This window comes from Rhizobium sp. RU20A (assembly GCF_900155885.1).
Taxonomy (GTDB): domain Bacteria; phylum Pseudomonadota; class Alphaproteobacteria; order Rhizobiales; family Rhizobiaceae; genus RU20A.
This window is the reverse complement of sequence record NZ_FTMB01000001.1, coordinates 1,244,399-1,257,161: the sequence shown is the minus strand read 5'-3', so window position 1 is coordinate 1,257,161 and position 12,763 is coordinate 1,244,399. Positions and strand designations below refer to the sequence as shown.

12 protein-coding genes are annotated in these 12,763 nt (G+C 64.5%); 1 reads left to right on the top strand and 11 read right to left on the bottom strand.

What is annotated here, in order from left to right; all coding sequences use genetic code 11:
- Positions 1-64: 64 nt before the first annotated feature.
- From F3H41_RS06055 to F3H41_RS06005, 11 genes are all read right to left on the bottom strand, one after another.
- On the bottom strand, positions 65-589 hold the full coding sequence (locus F3H41_RS06055) for a hypothetical protein (protein WP_149737678.1): 525 nt from the start codon (positions 587-589) through the stop codon (positions 65-67).
- Between the two features lie 84 nt (positions 590-673).
- A complete protein-coding gene (locus F3H41_RS06050) occupies positions 674-1,828 on the bottom strand; it encodes an ABC transporter substrate-binding protein (RefSeq protein WP_149737677.1) in 1,155 nt (384 codons plus the stop codon).
- 18 nt (positions 1,829-1,846) lie between these two features.
- Positions 1,847-2,593, bottom strand: a complete 747-nt coding sequence (gene fhuF / locus F3H41_RS06045; RefSeq protein WP_149737676.1) for a siderophore-iron reductase FhuF — start codon at positions 2,591-2,593, stop codon at positions 1,847-1,849.
- A gap of 4 nt (positions 2,594-2,597) precedes the next feature.
- Entirely contained in the window at positions 2,598-4,760 is a 2,163-nt protein-coding gene (locus F3H41_RS06040) for a TonB-dependent siderophore receptor (protein ID WP_149737675.1), read from the bottom strand.
- 184 nt (positions 4,761-4,944) lie between these two features.
- Positions 4,945-5,118, bottom strand: a complete 174-nt coding sequence (locus tag F3H41_RS06035; protein WP_149737674.1) for a DUF1328 domain-containing protein — start codon at positions 5,116-5,118, stop codon at positions 4,945-4,947.
- Between the two features lie 112 nt (positions 5,119-5,230).
- Entirely contained in the window at positions 5,231-6,658 is a 1,428-nt protein-coding gene (locus tag F3H41_RS06030) for a gamma-aminobutyraldehyde dehydrogenase (RefSeq protein WP_149737673.1), read from the bottom strand.
- A gap of 25 nt (positions 6,659-6,683) precedes the next feature.
- Positions 6,684-7,499 carry an ABC transporter permease gene (locus F3H41_RS06025; protein ID WP_149737672.1) on the bottom strand — a complete coding sequence of 272 codons (816 nt, stop codon included), beginning with the start codon at positions 7,497-7,499 and terminating at the stop codon, positions 6,684-6,686.
- Positions 7,489-8,442, bottom strand: a complete 954-nt coding sequence (locus tag F3H41_RS06020) for an ABC transporter permease (RefSeq protein WP_149737671.1) — start codon at positions 8,440-8,442, stop codon at positions 7,489-7,491. Before F3H41_RS06020 ends, F3H41_RS06025 begins: the two co-directional genes overlap by 11 nt.
- A complete protein-coding gene (locus tag F3H41_RS06015; protein ID WP_149737670.1) occupies positions 8,439-9,437 on the bottom strand; it encodes an ABC transporter ATP-binding protein in 999 nt (332 codons plus the stop codon). The genes F3H41_RS06020 and F3H41_RS06015 overlap by 4 nt, the downstream gene beginning before the upstream one ends.
- Before the next feature lie 339 nt (positions 9,438-9,776).
- Entirely contained in the window at positions 9,777-10,937 is a 1,161-nt protein-coding gene (locus F3H41_RS06010; RefSeq protein ID WP_149737669.1) for an ABC transporter substrate-binding protein, read from the bottom strand.
- A gap of 137 nt (positions 10,938-11,074) precedes the next feature.
- A complete protein-coding gene (locus F3H41_RS06005) occupies positions 11,075-11,983 on the bottom strand; it encodes a LysR family transcriptional regulator (protein WP_149737668.1) in 909 nt (302 codons plus the stop codon).
- Between the two features lie 146 nt (positions 11,984-12,129).
- Between F3H41_RS06005 and F3H41_RS06000 the strand changes: the two genes are divergently transcribed.
- Positions 12,130-12,762 carry a LysE family translocator gene (locus F3H41_RS06000; RefSeq protein WP_149737667.1) on the top strand — a complete coding sequence of 211 codons (633 nt, stop codon included), beginning with the start codon at positions 12,130-12,132 and terminating at the stop codon, positions 12,760-12,762.
- Position 12,763 lies beyond the last annotated feature (1 nt).

Here is a 12,763-nt window from a genome sequence, read left to right as displayed (position 1 = left end):
GCGGGGCAGCCCTGCGCGCGGCGCGGGTTCGATTTCCGCACCTTTCCGCAGGCCGACCTCTAGCTCAGGGATCGGAGAGGCGCGCGTCGGTAATGCCAGCTGTCCAGCGCGGATCGACGACCGGCCGGGGACCGGGGCGCACCGTGACGAACGTGTCGAACGGCTTGCTTTCTCCTGGCAGGATCGAGAGGAGCAGGAGAGGCGTATCCGCGCCGATGCGGCGGCAGGGCTTGTCGGCGCAGTCCTCAAGCTCGAGGGAGAGCCGGATATAGTCCGTCATGCGCTCGGTGCCGTTGGTGATCGTGCCCTTGGCCTGGTAGACGCCGGCCGGGCGGCTTTCGACGACGGACAGGTCGGAAATCGTCAGTTTCGCGCGCTCGGCGGCTCCATCAAGGCGGTTCACGGAGGGCGGCGCGATCTCGGCCGCCGGCCTGCGGGCCTCATCGATCCACCAGACGATGGCGGCAACGATCAAGCCGAGGGCAACGACCACGGTGACGACGGGTTCGGCAATATGACGAAAACGCGAGAAGCGCGCCGCAAGATACACGATCACGACGGCGGGAATGGCAAACAACAACCAGATCATACATGGCCTCCGGCGCGGACTATAACGATCTCATGCCGGAAAACCAACGGGATAGCGGGAAAGTGAGCGCTGCGTCCCGTCCGGTCACTTGTGTGCCGGGTCGCTGGCGAGATCGACCCAGTACGCGCCCTCGAAGGGCACGGCTGCAAAGCGGCGATTGATCTCATCAAGCGTGGCTGACGGGTCCTGATCCGAAAAGAGATCCGGTCTTAGCCAGTGGGCAAAGGCATCCGCGAGCACGACATTGAGCGGCACGGCATTGAAGAAGTTCCAGATGGCGTGAACCTTCCTGTCTTTCACCGCCTTGATGTGTGCGAGGGCCGGCATCGCCGCCGTCGCCTCAAGCGATTGCCGGGCTTCGGCGATCGCAACGCCCGGGCCGATGGAAAGGCTGCTGTAAGCTGCCCCCGGCGAACCCGAAACAATCAGAGTGTCGGGATTGGCAGCAATAATGGTTTCCGGGCCGATGGTGCCGCCGAACGGCTGCAATCCGTCAGCCACGACGTTTCGGGCACCCGCCAGTTCGATGAAGGCGCCGAGCCCGTCCCTGCCGAAGGCCCAGCAGCAGGTGTCGGTTCGCGGGAAGGCAAGGAAGAGCACGTCCGGTCCCTTCGACGCCGAAGCGCTGACCCTTGCGCGAATGCGGTCGATATGATCCTCGTAAAAGCGAGCGAAGTCCTCGGCCTTTTCCTCCTGCCCGAGCGCCTGACCAAGCATGCGCATGGTTTGAGGCGTTCCTTGAAGCGGGTCGTGGCCGAAGTCGGCGACGATCACGGGCACGCCCATGTCGGAAAGATACTGCATCGCCCGGTCGCCGCTTTCATTGCCGACCTGCCAGGAGGCGAGAATGGCAAGGTCGGCCTTCAGGGACAGGATCGTCTCGATATTCAGGTCCGGCCCGTCGCCTGCACCGATCTCCGGCACGCTGGCAAGGTCCGGGAAACGCTTCACGAAGCGCGCATAGATTTCCGGATTGTCGTTCTTCATGTCCTGCGACCAGCCGGCAAGCCGCGCCACCGGATCGGGATCGATCAGGGACAGGGCGACGAGGTTGAAGCCGGAGCCGAGAAGAATGTGTTCGGGCGGGGCGGATATCACGACGCTGCGACCAGCCGAATCCGTTACGGTGCGCGGCCATCCCTCCGGTTCGGCGCGCCCCTGCGGCGCGAGGAAGAGGATGGAGGCGAGCACCAGCAGCAGGCGGCACAGCGGCCTTGCGGAGAAGCGAGCGAGTGGCATCAGCGATATCCTGATCGTTCAGTGCGTGCTGGCGGCGTTTCGCTGGGAGGGCAGGGCGCACAGGCTGCCGCAGCTTTCCACGCCCGGCACGAGGTAGCGCAGGCAGCAGACCTTGCGGCGACAGACGCGCGCTCCGGATTCGTCCTCATAACGCAACGCGCCGCAGAAGGGGTTAGGCGAGCCATCCGGCAGGAGGGTCTCCTCGACCAGCGTGTCGGCTTCCGGCAGGCGCTCGACGTTCAGCGTCGTGCGCAGGGCATAGTCGAGGTAGACCGCGGCATTGTTCCAGGCCAGTTTTGGCGCAATGCCGCCATGCGCCTTCATCAGCCGGACGGCTTCGCGAAAGTGATCCGTGACCAGCGGATTAAGGGTGGCGAGCACACCATCCCCGATGTCACCGGCGGCCTGCTCCACGGGACCGGAGAGGCCGAAGGCGCGCGGCAGGCCATCCGGCGTCAGTGCAATCACGGTGTCCTCGAAGGCGACCGGCAGCATTTCGCCCTCCAGCCGCCGCGCCAGGACATAGGGAATGCCGAGACAGGAGAAATAGTAGAGCGACCAGAGCGAGGCCATGGCACGGCGGTCGGAGCATCCCGTTTCCGCGCACCGCGCATCGATGACGGCATCGAAATGGCCCCCGAGGAAGAAATCGGGGAGCGGCATGGCATCGGAAAGGGATTCGGCGGCCACGACCTTTTCGCCGCACCAGGCATGCGGGCCGGTGAAGGCCCGCGACAGAAGACTGGTTTCGATGCTTCCGCTCATCCGGTCACCAGTTGTACTTCAGCGTGCCGATGACCGCGCGGCCCTGATCCCGGTAGCAGAAGGCTGCCGAGCAGACGGGGTCGCGGCGATCGAAGAGGTTCGTCGCATTCACCTGCAGCTTCAGGCCCTCATATTTCTTGTCGACTGCCCCAAAGTCGAAATCGACCGCAGCATCGACGAGGGCGCGGGCCCCGTTCTTCGTGGTGTTCCGGTCGCTGCCATAGCTTTCGCCGATGAAGCGCACGCCGCCGCCGATGCCGAGACCGGAGAGCGGTCCATCTTCCGGCAGGGCGTAATGCGCCCACAGCGACGCCATGTGGCGTGGAACGGAGGAGACGTCGTTGCCGACCGTGCCTGCCGGTCCCTCGATGATCTTCATCTGGGTATAAGTGTAGGAGGCGATCAGCGAGAGGCCGTTGTCGAGGCTGGTCGCTGCCTCCAGCTCAAGCCCGCGCGAGCGCAGCTTGCCGCGCTGCACCTGAATGTTGGCGGGGCCGCTCGGCAGGTTCACCACCTCGTAATAGAGGCCGTTCGTCTGCTCGATGTTGAAGAGAGCGGCGGTCAAGAGCGTGTTGGTATCGGGCAGGAGATATTTGACGCCCACTTCCTGCTGCTCGCTTTCCGTCGCCTTGAACGGACGTCCGGTCTCGATGCTGATGCCGGCATTGGGTGAGAAAGCGGTGGAGTAGCTGGCATAGGGATTGAGCCCGAAATCGGTCTCGTAGGTCACGCCGGCGCGCCAGGAAAACGCACGATCCGTCTGCTTGGTCGTGGTCGTGACGCCGGTGGCCAGGGTCGTCGCATCGGAATCGGAGCGCACCACGTCGTAGCGACCGCCCAGCGTGAAGGTCCAGGCGTCATAGCGCATCTGGTCCTGCATGTAGATGCCGGCCTGAAGCTGATCCTGCACCGCGCGCGTCTGGTAGGCGATCGGCGCGGTCGGGCGGCCGGCGTTTGGGTTTCGCGTATCGAGCGGCGGTGTCGCGCCGTAGCCGTTGAGGCTGGTCCAGCGGAATTTCGTGAGGTCGATGCCGGTCAGCAGCGTATGGTCGAGACCGCCGGTGTCGAAGGTCGCCTCCAACTGGTTGTCGATGACGAAGGCCGTCATGCGCTCGTCGAAGGTGCCGGCACTGGAATCGAGCAGGAGCGGATCGATGGCGTTCGGCTGATAGGCAAAGGCCCAGTCCGCGTTGGTGTGCAGGGTGGAGAGGCGCGCATTCTGGCGAATGACGAAGGTCTCGTTCAGCCGGTGCTCGAATTCGTAGCCGATCCGGCCCTGCTTCTGGATGCTTTCGTTGAAGGCGGGATTGCCGCCAAAGATGTCGGTCACCCGGCCTGTCGGGTCATTGTAGTAGGCCGCCGTGCCGCCGGTCTCCGTGCGGGAATATTCGCCGAGCACGGTGAGACGCGTATCCTCGTCCGGCTTCCAGGTGAAGGCCGGCGCCAGATAGGCGCGGTCGTCGGGAACGGATACCTGTTCGGTATCGGCCGAGCGCAGCAGGCCGGTCATGCGATAATAGAGCGGGTCCGTCTCGTTGACCGGGCCGGAGAAATCGAACTGGCCCTGGTACCGGTTGTTGGTGCCGAGCTGCACGCCGACTTCGCGCAGAGGCTCTTCCGTCGGCCGCTTGCTGATGAGGTTGTAGAGGCCGCCGGCACCGGTTGCGCCATAGAGTGCGGAAGACGGGCCGCGCAGGATGGAGACGCCTTCCAGCCCGTAGGGTTCCGTCTTGAAGATGGAGGAACCGGCGGCGGGCTGGCGCAGATTGTCGCGGAAGATGCCGGTGTAGGTGACGTCGAAGCCGCGCACGGTGAAGCTGTCGAAGCGCGGGTCGAAGCCATAGGCGCCGACGCGCGTGCCGGGCGTATAGGCAATCACGTCCGAGAGGCTCTGCGGATTGCGATCTTCAAGCTGCTTTTGCGTGACCGAGGAGATCGACTGCGGCGTCTTGATGAAGGGCGTATCGGTCTTGGCACCCGTTGCGCTGCTGGTGCCGACATAGCCCTCGCCGGTGATCACGCCGCCGCTGCCGCCATTGACGATGACGGCTTCAAGCGCCGTCGCGGACCCGTTCTCCTGCGCCCGGCCGGTGGAAAACGGCGACAGGGCCGTGCCGGTCAGCGCGAGAAGGAAAAGGGAGCGGGTGATGGCGGAGTGAGGCTTCATGTCGGAAACTCGTCGGAACTGAGGTCAAAAGATGACTCGTATTATCATCTTTTCCTGCGCCGTCGAGTTTAAGTTGACTTAATCCATCATGATTTTTGGGCGTTAAAGCTGTTGCGTTGTTCCGATGCAACAAGACCCGGCTTGCGGGGCAAGCCGGGTCTCGGGCAGTCAAGCGGTGGTCGGATCACGTCACGGCAGCGCCGGCCATCAGCGCCAGCACCAGGAAGACGAGGAAGATCGCGACGGCGATGAAGAAGAGGATCTTGGCGATCGAGGCGGTTGCGGCCGATACGCCGGAAAATCCGAGGAAGCCGGTGATCAGCGAGACGACGAAGAAAATAAGGGCCCATTTCAACATGTTGGTTCTCCACGTTTTGCGTGAAGATGACGCGTGAAAGAGCGAAAAGTTCCGCCGGCTTCATTGGAAAGCCGGCGGTGACCCATAAGGGCGGAAAGGGACCCGCTGCGGATCAGCCGTGAGCGATCATGATGTGGCGGACGGCCGTGTAGTCCTCCAGTGCGTAGATCGACATGTCCTTGCCATAGCCGGACTGCTTGACGCCGCCATGCGGCATCTCGTTCGTCAGCATGAAGTGGGTGTTGATCCAGGTGCAGCCATATTGCAGCCGCGCGGCGGCCTTCATGGCGCGGCCGATATCCTTCGTCCAGACGGAGGAAGCGAGGCCGTAGTCGCTGTCATTGGCCCAGACGACCGCCTGATCGGCATCGGAGAAGCGGGTGACGGAGACGACCGGGCCGAAGACCTCGCGGCGCACGATCTCGTCGTCCTGCGTGGCGCCGGCCACGACCGTCGGCTGGAAGAAGAAGCCCTGCTCTGAGCCGAGCGCGCCCCCGGCCGTGATCTCGATGTGCTTCTGCTCACTGGCGCGTTCGACGAAGCTTGCCACACGGTCGCGCTGGCGCTTGGAGATCAGCGGGCCGATTTCGTTTTCGGTGTCGTCGGCCTCATTGTAGCGGATGGTGGAGACGGCGGCGGAGAGATCGGCGACGAGCTTCTCGTAAATGCCGTCCTGGGCGTAGATGCGGCAGGCGGCGGTGCAATCCTGGCCTGCATTGTAATAGCCGAAGGTGCGAATGCCGGCGACGACGGCTTCGAGGTCGGCATCGTCATAGACGATGACGGGGGCCTTGCCACCGAGTTCGAGATGGGTGCGCTTGACCGTCTTGGAGGCGGCGGTCAGCACCTTCTTGCCGGTGGCGATGTCGCCGGTGATGGAGACCATCGCGATCTTGGGGTGGTTGATCAGCGCGTTGCCGACCGTCTCGCCGCGACCGAGGACGATGTTGACGACGCCTTCCGGCAGGATTTCTGCGAGGAGCCTGGCCATCTTCAGCGCCGTCAGCGGCGTCTGTTCGGAGGGCTTGAAGACGACCGTGTTGCCGCCGGCCAGCGCCGGGGCGAGCTTCCACGCCATCATCATCAGCGGATAGTTCCACGGCGCGATGGAGCCGATGATGCCGACAGCGTCGCGGCGGATCATCGAGGTATGGCCGGGCAGATATTCGCCGGAGACCGGGGCATGGAGGTTGCGGATCGCGCCGGCGAAGAAGCGCCAGCAATCGACGATGGCTGGCAGTTCGTCGTTCTTCACGGCATTGATCGGCTTGCCGCAATTGAGCGATTCCAGCGCCGCGAAGGCGTCGGCGTCCTTTTCGATCGCGTCGGCGATCTTCAGAAGGTATCCGGCGCGCTCGGCGGGCGTCGTCTGCGACCAGGCGACGAAGGCGCCTTCGGCGGCATCGACGGCGGCCTCCACCTGCGCGTGGGAGGCTTCGGGCAGCGCGATGATCTCGCCGCCCGTTTTCGGGTTGAGGATTTTTTCCTCCGCTTCCGTGCCGGCCTCGAAGCGGGAACCGATCAAGAGTTCAGTGTCCATGAGAGATCTCCCTTTTCTCAAATCGTCATTTGCCGCTGCCGGCGACCTGATCGCCGTCGCGGGTGAGGTAATAGGCGGCGAGGATCGGCAGGAAGGTGACAAGCACCACGACCATGGCGACCACGTTGGTGACAGGGCGCTGGCGCGGACGGATCAGCTCTTCGAGCATCCAGATCGGCAGCGTGGACTGCTGGCCGCCGGTGAAGGTGGTGACGATGACCTCGTCGAAGGACAGCGCAAAGGCGAGCATGCCGCCGGCCAGAAGCGCCGTGCCGATATTGGGCAGGATCACATAGCGGAAGGTCTGGAAGCCATCGGCGCCAAGATCCATCGAGGCTTCCACCAGCGAGCCGGATATGCGCCGGAAGCGGGCCACCGCATTGTTGTAGACCACGACGATGCAGAAGGTCGCGTGGCCCAGCACGATGGTCCACGTGGAGAAGGGAATGTCGAGGATCGAGAAGGCCGAGCGCAATGCGATGCCGGTGATGATGCCGGGCAGCGCGATGGGCAGGATGACGAGCAGCGAGACCGCCTCGCGGCCGAAGAAGCGCGTCTGGCTGACGGCGGCGGCCGTCAGCGTTCCCAGCACCAGCGCGATCACTGTCGCGATGGATGCAACCTTGACGGAGAGCGTCAGCGCCGCCCAGACATCCGGCCGGTTCCAGGTGACGGCAAACCATTGCAGCGTCAGGCCCGGCGGCGGAAACTGGTAGCTCTTTTCCTCCGTGGTGAAGGCGTAGAGGAAGATGATGAGGATCGGCACATGCAGGAAGAGAAGGCCTGCGCCGGCGGCGATCTTCAGCGGCAAGGGGGCGGAGGTCGAGCGGTCAGAGCGCATTGAAGGCCCCCATGCGTTTGGCGGCGGTGAGGTAGAGCGCCATGATGACGATGGGCACGACCGAGAAGGCGGCCGCGAGCGGAATGTTGCCGGCCGTGCCCTGCTGGGCATAGACGGCCTGGCCGATGAAGAGGCGCGAGGAACCGACGATCTGCGGAATGATGTAGTCGCCGAGCGTCAGCGAGAAGGTGAAGATGGAACCGGCGACGATGCCGGGCAGGGCGAGCGGAAAGATGACGCTGCGGAAGGTCTGGCCGGGCGTGGCGCCGAGATCGGCGGAGGCTTCGATGAGATTGCCCGGCACGCGCTCCAGCGACGCCTGGATCGGCAGGATCATGAAGGGCATCCAGACGTAGAGGAAGACGAGGAAGGTTCCAGTGTAGCTGACCGAGAGCGAGGAGCCGCCGATGATCGGCAGTGCCAGCCAGGCATCGAGCAGCCATGTGAGGTGCAGTTTGCCGACAAACCAGGTGAGGATGCCTTCCTTGGCGAGGATGAGCTTCCAGGCATAGACCTTGACGAGATAGCTCGACCAGAGCGGCAGCATGACGGCGAGGTAGAAGAAGGCCTTCATGCGGCCCCTGGCGTAGCGCGCGGCATAATAGGCGATGGGGAAGGCGACGACGGCGGAGGCCAGGGTTACCAGCGCCGCCATCAGCACGGTGCGGACGATGATGTCGAAATTCGCATCGCTCCAGAGCTGGCCATAGGTGGAGAGCGTCAGCTCGTAGGTGACGAGGCCGGAGAAATCGTCGATCGAGAAGAAGCTCTGGGCGAGCAGCGCAAAGAGCGAGCCGACATAGATGATGCCGAGCCAGAGCAGCGGCGGAATGAGCAGAATGGCGACAAAAAGCTGCGGATGGCGCCACAGCGTGTCGGAGAGGCGGCCGGTCAGGCCGCGGTCCCGCCTCGTGATGCTTGCGGGGAGGGTGGCGCTGGTCATGCGGCCTCCATCGGGTGCAGGTCGGCGGGCGAGAAAGATATGGTGACGGCCTCGCCGATCGCCGGCACCGGACTGCCAGCCGGCGCGCTGACCGCAAGGCGCGCGCCTTCGACATCCACCGTCAGGCGGTGGGTGGCGCCGAGGAAAGCGCTGGAGAGGAGGCAGCCGGTCACGGCGGTTTCGCCGGAGGCCGCAGCACCGAGACGGATCGCTTCGGGTCTCAGGCTCGCATCCTTGCGGGGGCCGCCGAGGCGGGCGGCGACATCGGGCGTCAGCACATTGGAGGAGCCGACGAAATCGGCGACAAAGCGGGTGCGTGGCCGCTTGTAGACCTCTTCCGGCGTGCCGAGCTGCTGGATGCGGCCATCATTGAAGACGGCGATGCGGTCGGCCATGGAGAGGGCTTCGCCCTGATCATGGGTGACGAAGACGAAGGTGATGCCAAGGGATTTCTGCAGGCCTTTCAGTTCCTCCTGCATCTGCTCGCGCAGCTTGAGGTCCAGCGCGCCGAGGGGTTCGTCGAGCAGCAGCACACGCGGCTTGTTGACCAGCGCTCGGGCGAGGGCCACGCGCTGGCGCTGGCCGCCGGAGAGCTGGCCGGGACGGCGCGTGCCGTAGCCCGGCAGCTTGACCATGGCGAGCGCCTCTTCGGCCGCCTTCAGCCGCTCGGCCTTGCCGACACCCTTGACCATCAGGCCATAGGCAACGTTCTCGACGATCGTCATGTGCGGGAAAAGGGCATAGTCCTGGAAGACGGTGTTGACGCTGCGCTTGTAGGGCGGCACGCCCTCGGCCGTCTCCCCGAAAATCTCGATATGGCCGGCCGTCGGCTGCTCGAAACCGGCCATGAGGCGCAGGCACGTGGTCTTGCCGGAACCGGAGGGGCCGAGCATGGCGAAGAATTCACCCTCGGCGATCGCCAGGTCCACATTGTCGACCGCTTTCACGGCGCCGAAATGGCGTGAGACGGCTTCGAAGGAAACGGCAGCGGTCATCGTGGGGCTCCGTGGATGGTGCGTGTGATTTCGGCGGGCATGTTTCGTCGCTCGGGTGAATGGGAAGGCCCCTCATCCGGCTGCCGCCACCTTCTCCCCGAGGGGAGAAGGGTCGTGGGGTGGGCGCATCGCCTGACCGCGGCTGCTGTGCAGCCACAGAAGGTTTGCCGATGCCTCTTCTCCCCTTGGGGAGAAGGTGCCCGAAGGGCGGATGAGGGGTTTCTCCCGGCCCCGGTCCGTCGGTCAATTGGGGAGAAGGAAACCGCGGTCCATGCACCCGGACAGGCCGGAGGTCAGGCCACCTGCCATTGGCGGACCGCGCCCCTCATGACGTTGAGATCAGCGGCCGCCGATGACACCGATATAGTCGGACACCCAGCGGTGATAGGGAACGCACTCGCCCTGGCTGGCGCATTTGGAGGTCGGCGTCTTCCAGAACTTGATCTTCTCGAAGTCGTCGAAACCGTTGGTCTTGCAACCTTCGTCGGTCAGGAGCGCATTGCCCTTGCAGGCGGCGGGAACCGAGGGAACGGCGCCGAACCAGGCGGCGGCATCGCCCTGCACCTTGGGCGAGAGCGAATGCTCCATCCACATGTAGGCGCAGTTGGGATGGGCGGCCTCGGCATGCATCATCGTCGTATCCGACCAGCCGGTGACGCCTTCCTCAGGGAAGGTGGAGGCGATCGGCTGCTTTTCGGCTTCCATCAGATTGACCTGGAAGGGCCAGGAGCCGGAGGCGACGACGCCTTCGTTCTTGAAGTCGTCGATCTGGATCATGGCATCGTGCCAGTAGCGGTTGACGAGGGTGCGCTGGGTGCGCAGCAGATCGAGGGCGGCCTTGTACTGCTCTTCGTTGAGCTCGTAGGGGTCCTTGATGCCGAGTTCCGGCTTGTGGAACATCAGGTAGTTGGCGGCGTCCGCCACGTGGATCGGGCCGTCATAGGCCTGGATGCGGCCCTTGTTGGACTTGCCGTCGGGCAGGGTCTGCTCTTCGAAGACGACGCTCCAGCTGGTCGGCGGCTTATCCTTGAAGGCCTCGGTATTGTACATCAGCACGTTCGGGCCCCAGAGATAGGGGGTGCCGTAATGCACGCCGTTGACCGTGTTCCAGGCCGCGTTCTGCAGGCGCTCGTCCACCGTCTTCCAGCTCGGGATCAGGTCGGTGTTGATCGGCTGCACGCGCTTGCCGGCGATGAGGCGGAGCGAAGCATCGCCGGAGGCGGTGACGAGGTCGAAGCCGCCCTCGTTCATCAGCGCCACCATTTCGTCCGAGGTGGCGGCGGTCTTGACCGAGACCTTGCAGCCCGTCTGCTTTTCGAAATCGGTGACCCAGTCGTAATTCTTGTCGGTCTCGCCGCGTTCGATATAGCCGGCCCAGGCGACGATCGAGACTTCGCCTTCGCCTGCACCGAGCGCCTTCAGGGGCTCCTGGGCAATGGCGGCGGTGGCGAAGGACAAGGAAAGAGCAAGTGCGGTGCAGGACTTGAGGACGGTCTTCATCGTCGATCTCCCGGTTTGGTGAGCCGCCTTTGGCGGCCTCGTTGTTCCCGAAGATGAAGGTGCCGTCCTTTGGCCGCATTCGCAAATTCATTAAACAGAATGGCGATATCGGAAATACCGATAGATGGGCTGCGCGGTCAGCGCATCCGTCCGCTGCGCAAGGCTTCCGCCACGCCGATGAAGTCGCGCGCGGACTGGGGAAGGCCCGAGCCCTTGCGCCAGACCATGCCGACCTGCACGACCGGCAACGCGCCGGAGACGTCGCGGCTTTCGATGCGGTCGCCTTCCAGCGACCAGGGGCGGTAGACGAGGTCGGGCAGGAGCGCGATGCCGGCGCCGGTGGCGACGAGGCTGCGGACCGCCTCCACCGAGCGGGTGCGGAAGGCGACATGCGGGCGGGCGCCGAGCGCCGAGAGCAGCTTGCCGGTGTTCTCCTCGATTTCGTCCACCGTCAGCATGATCAGCGGCTCCTTCGCGATGTCGGCGACGGAGATGATGTCGGCCGACACGAGGGGATGGCCGAGCGGCAGCCAGAGGCGATAGGGCGAGGTCTCGATGATCTCGGCCTGCAGCGCCATGCGGTCGCGCAGGTTCGAGATGACCATCACCGCCACGTCGAGCTCGCCGCCTACCAGGAGGTGCTCGAGATAGGAGCCATTGTCCTCGATGGCGGAGACCTCGACGCCCGGGCAGGCGCGGCGATAGCGCGCGAGCAGATCGGAGAGCACATAGCCGGCGACAAGGGAGGTGACGCCAAGGTTGAGTGTCGCCTTCAGTTCCGAGGCGGGCTGCGAAAAGGAGCGGCGGGCATCGGAAACGTCGGCGAGGATCTTGGTGGCGTGGCGCAGGAACTGGTGGCCGTTATGGGTGATGGACAGGCCGCGCGGATGGCGCTCGAACAGGCTGACGCCGAGATCGCCTTCCAGTTCCTTGATCGCCTCGGTGATGGAGGATTGCGAAATGGAGAGATTCTGCGCGGCGCGCGTCACGGAGCCCTGCTCGGCGACGGCGACGAAATATTGCAACTGGCGAAGCGTGAAGGCCATGGCCTAGATACGCCGCTCCCACGAAAGCGGGCAAGGGGTCGCAGGAAAAGCTGTGCGCTCCGGGGCCGGATGATGATTGTGCTTGCCAGCCCGGGCTGACGGCAGGAAAGATGGCCGCTTGCGGGGTTCGCAACGGGGAAACGCTGATGCCATCGACCGAGCTTCTCATCGCCTTCCTGGCGACCACCATGCTCTTTGCCGTCATGCCGGGGCCGGCGATGCTCTATACGGCGGCGCAGACCGTGGCACGCGGCACGCGTTCCGGCTTGATGGCGGCCCTCGGCATTCAGGTCGGCGGCTATGTGCATGTGATCGCCGCGGCGGCCGGTCTGTCGGCGCTGTTCCATGCGGTGCCGGTGCTCTATGCGGCGGCGAAATTTGCCGGCGCGGCCTATCTCGTCTTTCTCGGCCTCAAGCTGTTCTTCAAGCGCGCGGAGCGGGAGGCTGCCGCCACCGCCATCCCGCCGAAGGATGGGCGCCGCGCCTTTTTCGAGAGCGTATCGGTCGAGGCGCTGAACCCGAAGACAGCCTTGTTCTTCCTCGCTTTTCTGCCGCAGTTCGTCGATGCGTCCGCGTCTCTGCCAATCTGGGGGCAGTTGCTCATCCTCGGCACGATCGTCAATCTGATCTTCTCGCTGGCCGATGTCGGCTGCGTGCTGCTGGCGGGCCTGATCCTGAAGCGGTTGAAGCGTTCCGGCCGGGTGCAGCAGGTGATGCAGAAGCTCGGCGGCGCGGTGCTGGTCGGGCTCGGCGTCAATCTCGCGCTGCATCGCACCTGAC